The organism is Patescibacteria group bacterium, from assembly GCA_034660655.1.
Lineage (GTDB): Bacteria > Patescibacteriota > Patescibacteriia > JAACEG01 > JAACEG01 > JAACEG01.
Window position 1 is genome coordinate 1 of the sequence record JAYEJU010000046.1, and the last position, 15,165, is coordinate 15,165.

The following is a 15,165-nucleotide window of genomic DNA, read 5'->3' on the forward strand; positions in this document are numbered from 1 at the left end:
TTTAAGTTTATCTTGAATTATAAATATTATAACATAAAAATAAAAAACAACCAATAAAAAAATAAAAGTTTTCAACAGTTGGATTTTGTATAAAAAAACAAAAATTCGTTTTTTATAAACGAATTTTCTTTAACTATTTTATTATATATTATCTGTTAAGACAATATAGAAATGTCCTACCTTATTAAATCAGTTAATTATCTTTGAATTAAAATTAGCTGTTTATTTTTTATTTTCAATCTTTTTTATTCTATTATAAAATAATAACTATTTTTTTTTATTAAAACATTTTTTCTTGATTTTATTTATGTCATTAAATTTTATACTATCAATTATACTTAAAAGGTTCATAAGACCCATATTTATTATCATTTTATACTTTTACACATGGCTATCATATTAGATTTTAATTTAAATCTTGCTTTTTTATAAATATGAATAGCTGGCAAATTTTTAGCGTCAACCTCTAATATCAATTTTTTACAACCAAGCTTTTTTGCCTCACGTTCTATTAAACCAAGCGCCTTCTGTCCATAGCCTAATCCTTGTTTGGAATAATCAATTACCATACCAAAAGAAAATTCTTTTTTGCCTGACATCCTGCGTAGACTAAAGCTCCCCAATTTTTTATTGCCAAGTTCAACAATATACATATAGCGAAAATTCTTATTAGCCATCTTTTCAATTTTTTTTGCTGTCATTTTTTTAAATAATAAAAACTTTGTATTTTTGGGGTTATACAAAGAAGATACATATTTATAATCATCTTGATTTCTAACTATCCTGCATTTCATAAATAAATGGGGCAAGTAATAAAAATTACCTGCTCCACAATTTTATAAAATTCATTTAAAGCAAAATGGATCGCTCGCATTTACCCTTCCTGTTTTTTTATAAGCTCGCGCTCTACATCCGCCACAAAAAGATAAATATTCACAGCTAGCACAAGGATTATCATATTTAGCTCTATCTCTAATTATACCAAGAATTGATGATTTAAGCCAAATATCGTATAAATGCGTTTGATAAACATTACCAATCACTAAATAGAAAAATGGACAAGGGATAACATCTCCATTTGATCTAACCACAATAGAAGCTATACCTGCGGTACACCCTCCCTTGTTACCAATATATCTATCTGCTTTATCTTTTTGTAAAAGTGAATACAAAGGACAAGTGGGTCTTAAAATTTTGCCGGATTTGTAAAGAGCAAATATTTTCTCCATTGTTACTTTATATTGATTCAATGGAATAGCTAATTCACAATCGTCATTTGGAATAAAAATATTAACACCCACATCTAAATTTCTTTCCACAGCCAACTTAACCATTTTGTCCAAATTAGACATGCTTTCTTTGTGCACAGTGGAAAATAAGTAGGTATATATATTTTGACTATTGTAATGACAAGCTAAATCCAATATTGCATTTTGATCACTGTGGCGTGCGAGAGAACCTGCATATTCATAACTTAAATGAACAGCACCAAAACATCTCAATAATTCAATGGGGATTTCTTCTATTTTCCCATTAGACTGAATAACAAATCTAATCTCAAAATTATTTTCCGCTATCCACGATAGCAAGTCATTTAAATAGGGATACATTGAGGTTTCGCCTCCTGTTAAAACCACAGTATCTACACTTTCTTCAACGGCAAATAAAATTAAATCCTTTGCCAGCTCTAAAGGCATATCAATAGTTTTCCCCTTATCTCTTTTCTTTTGATAACAAATTTGACAGTCTTTATTACATCTATTGGTTAATTCCATCTCGAGCAAATGAAGACCCAATAAAGTCGCATCTAAAATCTCGTTCATCGGAAAATTCTCCTTTCTGATATTTATAAGTCCATGCCCTACATCCACCATAACATTTATGAGCTTTAGCACAACTTTTGCAATTAGTCGGCAATTTATACTCACGAAAAAATTTAAAACCTTGTCCATTCTCCCAAATTGAAGCTATATCTGCCTGCAAAATATTACCACAGAAATACTCAGCAGTGGTAAAATAATCACAAGGGTAAACGTTTCCGTTAGCCTTAACAACAATCTTATCTCTACCGCCAGCACAGTCGGGACTGTTGTTGTCAAAATAGGAATCCGACGAGGGTAAAAAAAGATTTTGAAATCCGCCTCTAAAAGTTAATTTATCAGCAGGAATTTTTTTTAATTTTTCGGCATAATCCAAAATTAAACTTTCATTGATTTCCAAAGCATGTTTTTCAAAATTATTTCCGATAAAAGGCACTGGCATAAATGCTGCAAATTGGTGTATCTTATAATTTTCATTCCAGTAGTTAAAATTATCAAGTAGCAAATCATAATTTAGATTTATCAAAACCATATTAATACATACTTTTACGGGATAATTTTGACAAACCTCCAAATTCTTTTTGACTTTCTCAATTGCCTTATCAAAACCTATAATTCTGTCCTGTAATTTTGTATGAGCATGTATAGAGAATATTAACATGTCATCTTGATTAAGAAATGGCAAAATATTATTTACATCAAATGTTCCATTGGTATTTAATCCGATTTTAAAACCCTGTTCTTTAAATATTCTAACTGCTTCGTAAAAATCAGGGAACATAAATAATTCACCACCTGATAAATTCAGAAAATTAATTCCAAAGTTTTTTATCTTTTGAGATATGTTCATCCAAGTCTCAAATGAAAGTAGCTGGGTTGGCTCTTTCTTGTTACAACCAGCAAAACAAAAAACACAAAATCCGTTACACTCATCTGTCATCTCAAATTTGGCCATATTTGGCAAAGTAATATTCATCTTGTTCTCCTTATAAAAAAAGGGCTTCCTTGCAAAATAAGTAAGCCCTTATCCGGTGTTTTATGCTTTATCGTTAATTGCAATTAATAAGACATCCTCGCTTTGTGTAGTCTTTAACTGTCATTTGCCAATTATTTATGCTTACGGTCTTTGCGCCTCGTTTCGCCATCATAATAGCTATTTTACCTCCTTTTATTTTTTTGTAATGAGCTATATTTAATTTTATTTTAACAAAAATAAATTTTTTGTCAATAAATTTTGATCGACATTCTACTAACATTTATATCTCAATTATAATAAACAAAAAATTATGATTGAGATGAACCTTGATCTATAATAACTCCGCCAGATAAGTCGGAAAAATTTGCTCCTTCTCTCCCCACCAACCAGATCTGTGTTGGCCCCTCCTCCAACACGGGTCGCAACCTGTCCTGGGCTGTTAGCTACCAAAGCTTTCAGTCCGGGATTTTTTTCTTTTTTATCAAAAAACAACAAAACAAATAAATAAAATCAATGTTAAAATGTTACATTGTTAAAATATTAAAAGTGATATTATTATAACATAAAAATAAAAAACAACCAATAAAAAAATAAAAGTTTTCAACAGATAAAAACTAAATATTATTTTAGGGTATTTTTTGAAAAATAAACATAAAAGAAAAAAACACTATCCCCCATCACAATATCAAATAGTTTAACATTAGCTAAAAATATCGTCTTGACATTTTTTTGTTTTATGCCATTCTGATTTAATTTAATAAAAAACAAAAAGATGTATAGAAATTGTAAAATGAATATAAAAAATTCAACTAAAAAAGTAGTATTAGAGCTAACTTCGTCTTGTAATTTAAATTGTAAACATTGTTTTTACCGCCATAATAAAAAATACCATTCAAGTAATTTTTTGAAAAAAGAAAAATTTTTTGTTTTGATTGATAAATTTAAAAAAAATAACATTAGTAAATTAGTTTTAACGGGAGGAGAACCAACTATACATCCCAATTTTATTGAAATTGCTAATTATGCGAAAAAAAAGATTTCAAAAGTTACATTATGCACAAATGGAGTTATTAAAAATAAAAAACTTAGAGACAAAATCATTGACTTAAATTTTGATACTCCTGACTTCGTCATTGGGTCACCCAAAATAGAAATTTTTGAGCAATAATTTTTGTTGTTCAGATAGTTTTGCAAAAGCTGTTTTTGTTTTTCCGGAATCGGGTAAGGAGAATGAAACTTGATAAATACCTTTGGAAAATTCAATCGCTTTCTCCGGACTCATTTTCATTTTGTGTTTTTTAAGCAATCTTTCCAATTCTTTCCAAACTGTGTAAGCCGCAAAACAAATACAAATATGCGCTTCTATTCTTCTTTTCCTATAATGATAAATTGGCCTAATACGAAGATCCGTTTTTGATATTCTGAAAGCTTTTTCAATTTTCCAAAGATGAGAATAATTTTCAATAACCTGTTTTGCTGATAAATCCGTATTTGTGAGATATCCTTTCAAGCCATCCCATTTTTCATCTTCCTTAACTTTCGCGGTATCAAGCTTAATTTTAATTTCATTTTCCAATTTTAGAAATTTATTGTAACCTCTGCTGTTAATAGCGGTTTTGGTTAGTTTTCCGGAAGCTATTTTTTTCTTTAATCTTTTCAATCCTTTCTCTCTGTTGTATTTATCTTTTCTGGCTCTTTTATCCGAATAGGAAATTATTAATTTTGTTTTATCTTCCTTAACTATTAAAGAAATATTTCCATGTTTCAAATCTTTTGATCTTTTTAGAATTTCTTTTTTAACATTACCTTTCTCATTTTTAATTCTGGCGCCGATGATAAATTGATATTTTTGCTCTGACAGTTTTTTTAAATTGGACTTGGAAAACAATCCTGAATCAGCTGTAACAATTGGTTTTTTCTTAAAATCATACTTTGCTTGCGTTTGCTCAATAATCGGAAGCAGTGTTTTGCCTTCAAAAGTATTTCCTTCAAAAATATCATAAGCTATCGGATAGCCGTCTTTTCCAACCAATAACCCCAGCATTATTTGGGGATTTTGGAATTTTCCATCTTTGCTGAAACCTATTTTTCTCAAATCATCTTCATCTTCCGCTTCAAAATACAGAGTGGTCATATCATAAAAAACAATGGTAATATTTTTTGAAATCTTTTTAGTGTGTTCGTAAACTATTTTCTCAACTTGCTCTTTGTAATTTTTATCAAAGCGATCCAAAAATCTGTAAATCTTTCCAACATCAATTATTTTGTTGTGATGTATTTCAAAATACTCTGTTGTTTTTAATTTGCTTGCGGGATATGTCAGACGAGCTAAGACAATGTGCTTAAATAAATCTTCTGGAATTTTAGAAAAGCCAATGTCATTAAAAATATTTTCTAAGATTAGTTTTGGGCCAATGTTTTGAACTGAAACCATTTCGTCCAACGCTAAATAGTCGTGAAGTATTTGATCTCTTTCTGTAAAGAAATCAAATTGTTGTTGAGATGTTAATTCTATTACGCGCTGTTTCGCCTTGTGTATCAGCTGTTCTGTCTTTGCTTCGTCTTTACCGCAACCAACTGTTTCCACTAACACGCTTTTTCCTAAGTGTTTTCTAAGTATTTGAACACTTATACTTTTGCTCTTATTTTTCTTTTTTCTTATAAACATATCCCCATTTTAACATGGGTCACCCATTTTGCGAATATTACTAGTGTTTTTTACATTAGTTAAGCCATTATTTTTTTGAATTTTAAAAAGCGACGAAGTCAGGTGGGCTTTTTCTTATTTCACTAGTTTGATCTTAATTCCAATAACCCCGAATTTAGCTTGTTTATCTTTTGAATAAAAATTTTCAATTTCTTCAAATAGTGCTTCTCTTGAATCTCCGCCAAAATATGATGGTGGAAAATCTGAAAACAGACTCTCAAAATCTGGATATAGATACAAAGCACACACTGAGGTTGTTATTTTTCTATCCGGATTATCATTGCTTGAAAATTCGATTTGATCCCCGAGACTAATTTGTCTACGTTTTTCGTCATATAATCTTGATTCTATAATCTTGTTGCCACTAACAATTTTTTCAAACGGGGTAATGGCAAATTTCATTTTATAAGTCGTCATATTTTTATTTGTTATAAGTATAACTTTGCTTGATCAGCTCAAAAACTTGCTCAATCTCTTCTTCTTTTTCGAGCTTCACTTCATAATCTCCATTGCCCCAATGTCCGATTTTTTGCGGCTTGGTAAGGTCGCGGGCAATGCTGTTTGGGTCGTTTAATTCGCCGCTTGGCACAAATTGAAAAAAGAGAAAATCCAATCAAGCAAATCATCAGACTTTTTTGCGCAAAAGACGGAAAAGGAACTTTCAAAACTTGATGAGAAATTGGAAAAACTTATGAACGCCTATTTAGAAAGTGTTTTAAATATCAAAGAATATCAAAAAGCAAAAAATATTCTCATCAATCAAAAACAAGTTTTGAAAGACAAATTGAAGTCTTTTGAACAAAAAAGCAATAATCGGTTCGAACTCGCCGACAAGTTTATAAAAGACAGTAAACAAGCCAAAATTATCGCTTCCAAAGAATCCGCCAGAGGCGGACGGGATTTTCTAAAAAAGATTGGTTCGAACTTTCAAATCCAAAACCAAGAACTTTCTTTTTGCCCACGCGGAGCGTGGCAAATCGTTGCAAATTCAGCCCTTTGCGCGCACGGCGCGCCGTTTGCAGAGCTTCGCTCTGCTCGCAATTCTGCCAAAACTGACAAAATTGTAAATTGGCGGTGCCTTTTGGTTGAAATTCTAACTTTTTTTGAACAGAACCCCGACTGACGCATGCTCCGCGTGCGTGGTGGCTCTGAACTAAATCGTACGCTCGTAGAGCGTGGTAATTCAATTGGTGCGTTTCCGCTCGCCTCCGCGGAGTTTATCCCGCACTTCGTTGCGGGGCTATGACAAACCAAAACAGAAATTTTTTCATTACATTTTTTTATTTTTTTTCTGCCCCCCTTTTTTTTAATAGGAGATGAAAAATTTTCTGTTTTGGTTATTCCGCCTTTGGCGGAATTAATTACTGGATTTCTTTTATTTAATTATGCCCCCTTTTTTTTAATAATAAGGAAAAGAACATGTTTCTGTTTTTTAGGGGAACAGAAAAATATAAAATTTTCCGTCTGTGGCGAATTTTCGTCCTTAAATTCTACGTTCGTTAATATAATAATTATAAATTACAGTTCTGCCTCCATAAATTTTATATTTTAAAAAAATTAATAATCCAATATTAAGCATTTTCTTTGCATTCTATTATAACATAATCTGTATTTTTTATTTCCATTCCCAAAAAATAATATAAATTAAATCAATATTTTTTGCTCTTCCTGTGGACAAAATATTATATTATCCCAAAATTCTACGTTAAACTGAATTTTTTTAAAACAATCTAACTTATTATCAGTAACTTCAAATACTTTTTCTTTAGTACTCTTTGCCGTCAATGTGTCCTATTTTTGATCGGTTTCAGACCAGATTAATCTTTTATCTTCAGAATTGCTTCCTTGGAAATAGATTGCATCTATATTATCGTAGGTATTAGGAATAGAAATATCCCCATACCCTTTCATTAGTACACGTAAATATGTCCAGTATACATTAATGTAAAGTGTGCTGTTCCGATACTCAGTTTTATACCCACTAAACATAGCCCCACTATTGCCTCCAAAATCAATTTTAAGATTAATAACATCATCAGATATTATAATCGAGCTAATATTAATTTTATCTGTGACAACATGTATCCTGAATACTTTCGGAATAAGTATGAATACTCCAATTATCACAATAACAAGAAGAAGGGGCAGTAAAATTTGCTTATTTAACATGCTTTTAATTGTAATACAATTAAGTTTAATTGTCATATTTTGAACTCTTTATAATAGCATCAGTACCATTGGCATAATACACATCAATATTATCAAGTGGAAGTGGATCAGTTATACGGTATTCTAATGGCCATGTATTTCGGATGTTTTCGGCAAGCGTTTTAGGAGTGTTGATAATCCATCCATTGCTAACTTCATAATTCCAAGGGGCTATTTCGTTCCACACGCCCTTGGCAAAACTTGAACAATTTTGTAGTTCACTCCACTTATCGTGCGATCCAACCCAAGATGTTAGCTTATCTAGCATGGTTGAATTTAGCGCATATGAGATAGAAATCCTTCCGTTGTATGCTGATTGTTTTTGTATCAACCATGACTCGAGACTATACCAAAGACCTATATGCTCGCTGGCAACAGGTACCGGTCCCCATGTACCGAGAGATAATGATTCACCAATTTCAAGATTTGGAAATTTACCAACATCAATGCTCTTATTAGTTACATTCTTTACTGCAATAAAAGCGTGGCTTCCGCCGTCTAAACTATAGCTAAAAGAAGTAAAAAGGATATTTTCAGTCGGATCAGCAAACACAGTCAGTATTGCCACCACATCTCCAATTTTATCCAAGTCCCCATAAAAATCTTTCCTTGTCGGCATTGGGTCAATGCGATCGTTTAGTCCGTCACTATCTGTATCTTCCAAAAGTGGATCTGTACCGCCGTCAATTTCCTCTTTATCGGACAGTCCATCTCCGTCGGTGTCTTTTATGTATGGCAATGTGCCTTTGATTTTTTCTTCTTGGTCGCTCAATCCGTCACCGTCAGAATCTACGTTGTTCGGGTCGCTCTTAATATTGTAATAGCGTCCTCGAATATCTGTCCATGTGCTCCCCATTTCTTCACCGTCGCTAAGACCGTCACCGTCGGAATCAAACTTACTTGGGTCTGAAATAATAACCGTACCCCAAAAGGTACGCATGCCGTTTATTTCAGCTGAATCGGAAAGCCCATCACCGTCGGTATCTTTTGTTGCTTCCTTGAGTGTTGCAAAAACTGAGATAAGATCAGACGCTTGGCTTACTTGGAAATACGCACCTCCCGTTTCTTCGGCAATTGAACGCAACAGCATTTCGTCAACACTGCTTCCGAGCCCGATGGTATAAATAATAATACCGTTATCAATTGCCTGCTGAGTATAACTAGGATTATAAGAACCCTGCCCGTCCGTTAAAAGAATTTGAATTTTATTTCCATCTTCCGGTTCATTTATAAGCATAGTGTTGGCTGTAGTGACCGCAGCACCTATGTTTGTCCCTCCAGAAGAATTAATTTGGTCAATAGCATTTTTAGCAGTTTCCTTATCTGTCGTAATTTCTTGCACTATATACGCCGACGAATCAAGATCTACCACGCCAACTTTGTCGTCTGTCTCGAGAGAGTCAATTAGATCCTTTGATACGTCTTTTCGTATATTACTCGGATCATTCCATCTCATACTTCCGGATGAATCTATTGAAAAAACCAATACAATTGAACCGCCTCCGCCTCGAACGCTTCCGAAAAAATCTTCTGCAAATATCTCCGCCATTTTAGCCATATCATAAAGAACAAATTTTGAAAAATGATTTGTTTTGCCCGACACTGTATTGTTAACCATATCTATAATCTGATTCTCAAGCGGTTCCATTTCTCCTGTTTCGTTATTTAAATACGCAATGCCGAGATTACTCGGATTGGTACCGCCAAGAGTTGACAGATCGAATGGAATGGTTATGATCGCTTCGTCAATGAATTCCCCTCTTTCGTTGTTAATTTCTATTGAAGAAATGAAAGCGGGCGCGTTTGCAAAAAACGGCTCGTTATTGAGTGGTAAAAAAGAAAAGTTTCGTTTTACCTTTCCGCTCCCAGTTACTTCAACTAAAATACCGGAAGTTTCATCATGAACCAAAAATTCAATTGAGTCATCTCCGTCCGACACACCATCACCATCTGTGTCCGGATTAAGAGGATTGGTTCCAAGTTCAACTTCCAGCCCGTCAGAAAGCCCATCTCCGTCAGTATCTTCATTATTCGGATCGGTTCCGTAAATATTTACTTCTTCTTTGTCAGTAAGACCATCGCTATCTGTGTCGGTAACGAGCGGATTTGTTCCAAGTGTTTGTTCTTCTATATTCAATAGTCCATCGTTGTCTTCATCTTCGTTTGCATCACTTATTCCATTGGCGTCTGTGTCGTATATTTCAGATGAAGTAATAAAATCAAGATTTACTATTTCAAATTTGTTGGTCAATCCATCATTATCATTGTCTCCGTTCGGATTGGTATCAATAATTTCTTGTGCTTCTGCTCGAATCGCCTCAATATCTATACCGAACTGAACAGAAACTTTTTCTGATTCCACTGCAACTTTATTTGACTTATTTTTCACTTTCTCACGATGTTTTTCTGGAACATGTTCGAAAGAATGATACACCCTATATGCTCGGGCCTTAAGCTCAACTTCTTGTGTGTCATCTGGAAAATCTTCATGAGATACTTCAAACAAAATTACTCCTGTTTTATTGTTAGACTTATCGAGTTCTTGAAGCGCGACAGACTTGCCGTCAAGGAGAAGTTCAATCGCGTCAAAAGAACTGGGTTTTACTGTTTTATATTTGTCTTTTATAGAAAAATTAAAATGCCACGCTTCGTAACTGATTTTAATAGTAAGTGGTGCCAACGGGTCGACTATTTCCCCGTCTTTCGGTGATAATATTTCTATTCTTGATTCAATTTTTTCTTTGTGGAGCGCGAATTTGTTATTATTTTGTAGCTCATGCGTATTTATATTATGTGCGGTGGCAAAAACATCGGCTACCGAAGTTGCGCCTAGCACCACCACCAACAGAAAAACAGCAACCACTAAAGATATTTTTTGATATTCATAAAATTTGAATTTGCAAAATTATATATTTAAAAAATCTATTTTTTTTTCGGCAGAAAATAGCAGATGTCTTTGCCGTATAGTTTGGCAAAACGCTGTACTTCCAATATATCAAGTCGCTGTTCGCCGGCTTCTGATTTGGATATGTATGACTGCGGTTTCTTGAGCTTTTTGGCAACTTCAACCTGCGTTAAACCAACTTCCATGCGAGCAGACCATAATTTCTTGGCAAATTCAGTATATTCTTTTGAGTGTATTGACTTAACCATATATTAACAGTATATATTCTAAAAGTCAATATTCTGTTCTTAAATTCTATTCCAAAGCTTAATCGATAAATTGAAAATTTTACCTTTATTTTTAATATATAACTCAATTATTCTCATAATAAAATCATGCGTAATAAAAATTGCATTATCAAAATTTTTTATTTAAGATATACCCTTTCCCTTTTTAAACTTTTCTGTTATTATTATATATAGAATATTGATTTAACCTCGATTAATTTCGGGAGTATATTGTTAAATTAAAAGCATTAAATATATGTATCAAAAAACATATAAAAATAAAATCGGCACGAGCAAATTAAATATCAAAAAGGCTATAGCAGGAGAAAGAATTAACTGCCGATTAATTTATCAGACAGGAATTTATGGTATTGATGACGGTGGCAGTATAAAAATACTTTTTCGTATTGTGTCTGATTTTGAAGAATTTCAATTTAATAATCCAAAAAAAAATAATTATGTAAAAGTATCTTCTAGTAATAAAAAAGTTAAAATTAAAATAGATTCCAAGTCGCACGGCACTCACGGCAAAGCCTATCTGCGTCCATGGAGTCGAGGATTCGCTATATATTTTTTTCGCGCTTATCTGCAAAACAACGACAAAATTTATATTGATTTTAAAAACTGGCGCCAACAGACTTTCTGCGAAAAATCTTTTGAATTTAAAGTTTTAGTAGATCCTTTTGCAACAGCTAAATATATCGAATTACCAAAATCTCCGGAAATTGAAATTATGCCGTCAAAACCTAATCGGTTAATTATAGTGGCTCCGACAAAAACAAATGCGGGAAAACAATTCAAAGCTTTAATCAAAATTGAAGATTATTGGGGCAATCCATGTATTAATCAAAATGATTTTTTTAAAATAAAACAAAACAAATTTTTAAAAATTTTTCAAAAAAAAATTACTTTTACGAAAGGACGGGCTGAAATACATATTCAAACTTTTAAGGAGACAACTGTGTTTATTCAAGCAAAATATAAAAATTTAAAAGCAATTTCCAACCCCATTATTGTTAAAAAAGAGCCAAAAATTTATCAATATTGGGCTGATTTGCATGCTCAATCAGAAGAAACTATAGGCACAAACGATGTATCAGATTATTTTAATTTTGCGCGCGATTATGCTTTTATTAATGTAGCATCTCATCAAGGCAACGATTTTCAGATAACTCAAAAAGACTGGATAAAAATTAATAAAACAACAAAAAAAATTAATAAAGAAAATGGATTTATTGCCTTTCCTGGATATGAGTGGTCTGGCAACACGCCGAATGGAGGCGATAGAAATGTTATATACCAAAACGAAGGTTATCCAATTTTTCGTTCCTCCCATGCGTTAATTGATGATTTCAATGATATAAAAACAGATGCTTCTACCGCCAATGATTTATTTAAAAAACTTTCCGGCATTAACAAAGTTTTAATTATTGCTCATGTAGGCGGTCGTTATTCCAATCTGGATATGCATGATAAAAACAAAGAAAAAGCAATTGAAATTCATTCTTGCTGGGGAACATTTGAATGGTTTTTGTTTGATGCGTTAAAAAGAGGTTATAGAATCGGCATTGTCGCTAACAGCGATGGGCACAAGGGTCGCCCAGGAGCGGAATATCCGGGAATTTCTCACTTTGGCAGTTATGGCGGCTTGACTTGTATTTTAGCTAAAAAATTAACTCGCAGAGATATTTTTCAAGCTTTGTGCAATCGGCATACTTATGGTACCACGGGAGCTCGTATTTATTTAAACGTAAGTTGCCATAATAATCAAAAAAAAATTGGAGTAATGGGAGATATAATAAATTATGAAAAACATATAAAATTAAAAATTTCTTGCATTGGGACATCTGCGATTGATCGAGTAGAAGTTTATAATCAAGATAAAATAATATATACTTATTTTCCCAAGTTTGAAACAAGCAACAAAACTTTTATTAAAATTCTTTGGTCAGGATCTAAAGTTAAAGGGCGTGATAGAAATTTTTCATGGGAAGGAAACTTAATAATAAATGGGAATAAAATTAAAGATATTGAAAAAATTAATTTTTTTATGTTAAATAATTTTGTCCGACAAACAAAAAATTTACTTCAATGGCAGGGCGGCACTACGGGTGGCGTACAGGGAATTATTTTAGAACTAGAAAAAAACACAGGAAAAATAGAAATGGAGATAAATAGGAAAAAAATAATAGCAGAAATAAAAAATTTTACGCAAATTCCCAAGTATTACTATATGAACGGATTGGATGCAAAGTTGGAAGTGTATAAAATTTCAAAAAATAATAATCCTAAATGGATAAATTTTATTTTAAAATTAAAAAAATTAAAAAAAGGCGATAATCCTATGTTTGTCAAGGTAATTCAACGCAATGGCCATATGGCTTGGTCAAGTCCTATATACTTGGTTAAATAAAATTTAAGCAAAAATAAAAAAGAGAGTTTGTTTAATATTCAACAAACTCTCTTGTGATTTGTATTTTTTTTTACAGGATTTTAATCTTCAAATTTAAAAATGTTTCACATTTTTTTTGAAACAATTCATAAATTTTGAACATGTCTTGCGGGAGATGATTTGTTCCAGGAACAGGATGATTTCGATATTGGTATCCGCCCCAATCTCTTACCCCCTCAATAAATTTTTTTGGCGGCGAATCATAAAAGCAAAGGTGGCGATTACGCGGATCTTTGTCGCCAAATTTAGGACTCTCTCGCCAATCTACAAGGTGGCTGGAAGAACTATTTATCCCAAGTTTTTGAAATAAACTCGATATCACCACCTCTGGCTTATTATTTCTTATGGCTTCATGGACGTAAAAGATCATTTGAATTCCACACTTGTGGCAGAATTTTCTTATGGCATCGGTCAGTAAAAAAGCCCTGAGAAGATTTTCTTCTTTCATGGACTCTCCATATAGCCTTTTCCATGATATGAAAGTCTGCATAGGATTTCGCAGCATTCCGATTACTATTAATCTCTCGGGAGGGTAACCAAGGTTCAATAAAATCTCTGCTGGGTTAAAGAATTCAGCTTTGTCTTTTAAGCCAAATGTTTCTTTTGAGTGGATAATTTTATTATTGTTCCCAACCTGCCATATTGGAATTTGTTCGTCGTTTTCTTTTGCCCTCCTTATAGATTTTAAGGGTTGCATGTGCGATTCAATGCCTGCTTGCACAAAAACATTAGATAATGCCGTGGTTCCAGTGCGACAAGGACCGCATAATAAAATGATTTTTGGCAATTGTTCCGGAAAGATCACATCTTTTTTTGTAACATCTAAATTTTTCATTTCTCCTCCTCCTTTTGATTTCTGATAGACAGTTTCAATATGTTGGTAAATCTTTTTCGAATAATTTTAACAATCATCTCATTCACATAACGATGCAATTTTACATCAGAAGATCCAAAACAATCAGGCACATCCTTTTGTTTTCCCTCAAGTTCCATAAAGAGTTTCATTTTGTAGTTGTACTTCGGAAACTGTTTTATAAGACTATTTGGTAATTTAACAAGCACCTTTTTATCCATTGCGATAATTAATGATGCTTTTTTTACAACCCCATAATTTATAGGTCTTGAAATATGATTAGTAATATCAAGTCCCAAATTTGAAAGAATTGGTTTCTGGATTGTCCATTCCAACGGATACCCAAATAAATTTTTATGTTTTGGCGGATTTGTTCCCGCACTTCCCTGAAGTCCTCTGGAAATAACCTCAAATAAACTGCTAAGTTCTCTTATTTCAATTTCCTGTCTTAAGCACGCTTCAGCAACAGCGGAGCGGTGAATATTGCCATTACAAATAAAAACAATCAACTTTTTCATTTTATATTTCCCTTGTTTTTATTTTTGTCATTTAAGACATTTTCAAAGAGCAAACCTGTCAATATAAATTGACCGAGAAGTCAATAAAAAACCTCTCATCTTTTTATCCAAATATAAAATTTGGATAAAGGGACGAGAAGTTATTTACCCCGCTGTTCATGAGCGACGGGGTTCACGCGGTGCCACCCTTTTTATTCTAATCTTTTCTGACAGATTAAAAAAATCCGCCAGTAAACGGATTAAAATCACTTTTACTGACTCTGCCTTCTAAAATTAATTAGAACGACATCAGTTATCCTATGATTACGGAGGAAGCCGAATCTCCACTAACGCAGAGATCATCTTTTCACAAAAGTGAAAAAGTTAGACCCAACCCCCTGAATTAAAATTTCAGAGGATCTAACTTGTAGATTTTGTAATTGTTAAAGTTATCTTTATTAAAACACATATAAAAAATTTG

15 protein-coding genes are annotated in these 15,165 nt (G+C 32.6%); 3 read left to right on the forward strand and 12 right to left on the reverse strand.

The features are described 5' to 3' along the window. Positions 1–368: 368 nt before the first annotated feature. The 4 genes from U9O55_03370 to U9O55_03385 all read right to left on the reverse strand — a co-directional run bounded on the left by U9O55_03370 (position 369) and on the right by U9O55_03385 (position 3,076). Positions 369–794, reverse strand: a complete 426-nt coding sequence (locus tag U9O55_03370) for a GNAT family N-acetyltransferase (GenBank protein MEA2088850.1) — start codon at positions 792–794, stop codon at positions 369–371. A gap of 51 nt (positions 795–845) precedes the next feature. Further along, the gene (locus U9O55_03375; protein ID MEA2088851.1) at positions 846–1,775 is read right to left on the reverse strand and encodes a radical SAM protein; all 930 of its coding nucleotides are present in this window, start codon (positions 1,773–1,775) and stop codon (positions 846–848) included. Next, a complete protein-coding gene (locus tag U9O55_03380) occupies positions 1,759–2,796 on the reverse strand; it encodes a radical SAM protein (GenBank protein MEA2088852.1) in 1,038 nt (345 codons plus the stop codon). The genes U9O55_03375 and U9O55_03380 overlap by 17 nt, the downstream gene beginning before the upstream one ends. Positions 2,797–2,869: 73 nt before the next feature. Then, the gene (locus U9O55_03385; protein MEA2088853.1) at positions 2,870–3,076 is read right to left on the reverse strand and encodes a hypothetical protein; all 207 of its coding nucleotides are present in this window, start codon (positions 3,074–3,076) and stop codon (positions 2,870–2,872) included. A 510-nt stretch (positions 3,077–3,586) separates the two neighbouring features. On the opposite strand from U9O55_03385, the gene U9O55_03390 reads away from it, so the two are divergent. Beyond that, complete coding sequence (locus U9O55_03390; protein MEA2088854.1) at positions 3,587–3,964, forward strand: radical SAM protein; 378 nt, start codon at positions 3,587–3,589, stop codon at positions 3,962–3,964. Here the strand turns inward: U9O55_03390 and U9O55_03395 are convergent. The 3 genes from U9O55_03395 to U9O55_03405 all read right to left on the reverse strand — a co-directional run bounded on the left by U9O55_03395 (position 3,935) and on the right by U9O55_03405 (position 6,092). Further along, the gene (locus U9O55_03395) at positions 3,935–5,464 is read right to left on the reverse strand and encodes an IS1634 family transposase (GenBank protein ID MEA2088855.1); all 1,530 of its coding nucleotides are present in this window, start codon (positions 5,462–5,464) and stop codon (positions 3,935–3,937) included. The genes U9O55_03390 and U9O55_03395 overlap by 30 nt on opposite strands. Positions 5,465–5,578: 114 nt before the next feature. Then, on the reverse strand, positions 5,579–5,920 hold the full coding sequence (locus tag U9O55_03400) for an ASCH domain-containing protein (GenBank protein ID MEA2088856.1): 342 nt from the start codon (positions 5,918–5,920) through the stop codon (positions 5,579–5,581). A 4-nt stretch (positions 5,921–5,924) separates the two neighbouring features. Next, complete coding sequence (locus U9O55_03405; GenBank protein ID MEA2088857.1) at positions 5,925–6,092, reverse strand: hypothetical protein; 168 nt, start codon at positions 6,090–6,092, stop codon at positions 5,925–5,927. Positions 6,093–6,095: 3 nt separating this feature from the next. Here U9O55_03405 and U9O55_03410 point away from each other — a divergent pair, with 3 nt between their 5' ends. Next, positions 6,096–6,626, forward strand: a complete 531-nt coding sequence (locus U9O55_03410; protein ID MEA2088858.1) for a hypothetical protein — start codon at positions 6,096–6,098, stop codon at positions 6,624–6,626. A 668-nt stretch (positions 6,627–7,294) separates the two neighbouring features. Here the strand turns inward: U9O55_03410 and U9O55_03415 are convergent. The 3 genes from U9O55_03415 to U9O55_03425 form a co-directional block, all read right to left on the reverse strand. Next, complete coding sequence (locus U9O55_03415) at positions 7,295–7,708, reverse strand: hypothetical protein (GenBank protein MEA2088859.1); 414 nt, start codon at positions 7,706–7,708, stop codon at positions 7,295–7,297. After that, positions 7,698–10,547, reverse strand: coding sequence for a VWA domain-containing protein (locus U9O55_03420; protein ID MEA2088860.1), 2,850 nt, complete (start codon positions 10,545–10,547; stop codon positions 7,698–7,700). The genes U9O55_03415 and U9O55_03420 overlap by 11 nt, the downstream gene beginning before the upstream one ends. A gap of 86 nt (positions 10,548–10,633) precedes the next feature. Beyond that, positions 10,634–10,864 (reverse strand): helix-turn-helix transcriptional regulator, encoded by a 231-nt coding sequence (locus tag U9O55_03425; protein ID MEA2088861.1) that lies wholly within the window; start codon positions 10,862–10,864, stop codon positions 10,634–10,636. A gap of 274 nt (positions 10,865–11,138) precedes the next feature. On the opposite strand from U9O55_03425, the gene U9O55_03430 reads away from it, so the two are divergent. Continuing rightward, complete coding sequence (locus tag U9O55_03430) at positions 11,139–13,295, forward strand: DUF3604 domain-containing protein (GenBank protein MEA2088862.1); 2,157 nt, start codon at positions 11,139–11,141, stop codon at positions 13,293–13,295. 70 nt (positions 13,296–13,365) lie between these two features. On the opposite strand, the gene U9O55_03435 is transcribed toward U9O55_03430, so the two are convergent. Continuing rightward, complete coding sequence (locus U9O55_03435) at positions 13,366–14,169, reverse strand: hypothetical protein (protein ID MEA2088863.1); 804 nt, start codon at positions 14,167–14,169, stop codon at positions 13,366–13,368. Next, a complete protein-coding gene (locus tag U9O55_03440) occupies positions 14,166–14,705 on the reverse strand; it encodes a hypothetical protein (protein MEA2088864.1) in 540 nt (179 codons plus the stop codon). The genes U9O55_03435 and U9O55_03440 overlap by 4 nt, the downstream gene beginning before the upstream one ends. Positions 14,706–15,165: the final 460 nt, after the last annotated feature.

Excerpts from the sequence above, each read along its gene's own strand:
- U9O55_03395 (MEA2088855.1), bottom strand. The coding sequence starts at position 5,464 with ATGTTTATAAGAAAAAAGAAAAATAAGAGCAAAAGTATAAGTGTTCAA.
- U9O55_03425 (MEA2088861.1), bottom strand. The coding sequence starts at position 10,864 with ATGGTTAAGTCAATACACTCAAAAGAATATACTGAATTTGCCAAGAAA.
- U9O55_03435 (MEA2088863.1), bottom strand. The coding sequence starts at position 14,169 with ATGAAAAATTTAGATGTTACAAAAAAAGATGTGATCTTTCCGGAACAA.
- U9O55_03380 (MEA2088852.1), bottom strand. The coding sequence starts at position 2,796 with ATGAATATTACTTTGCCAAATATGGCCAAATTTGAGATGACAGATGAG.
- U9O55_03385 (MEA2088853.1), bottom strand. The coding sequence starts at position 3,076 with ATGTTAGTAGAATGTCGATCAAAATTTATTGACAAAAAATTTATTTTT.
- U9O55_03415 (MEA2088859.1), bottom strand. The coding sequence starts at position 7,708 with ATGACAATTAAACTTAATTGTATTACAATTAAAAGCATGTTAAATAAG.
- U9O55_03400 (MEA2088856.1), bottom strand. The coding sequence starts at position 5,920 with ATGACGACTTATAAAATGAAATTTGCCATTACCCCGTTTGAAAAAATT.
- U9O55_03370 (MEA2088850.1), bottom strand. The coding sequence starts at position 794 with ATGAAATGCAGGATAGTTAGAAATCAAGATGATTATAAATATGTATCT.
- U9O55_03430 (MEA2088862.1), top strand. The coding sequence starts at position 11,139 with ATGTATCAAAAAACATATAAAAATAAAATCGGCACGAGCAAATTAAAT.
- U9O55_03390 (MEA2088854.1), top strand. The coding sequence starts at position 3,587 with ATGAATATAAAAAATTCAACTAAAAAAGTAGTATTAGAGCTAACTTCG.
- U9O55_03375 (MEA2088851.1), bottom strand. The coding sequence starts at position 1,775 with ATGGAATTAACCAATAGATGTAATAAAGACTGTCAAATTTGTTATCAA.
- U9O55_03440 (MEA2088864.1), bottom strand. The coding sequence starts at position 14,705 with ATGAAAAAGTTGATTGTTTTTATTTGTAATGGCAATATTCACCGCTCC.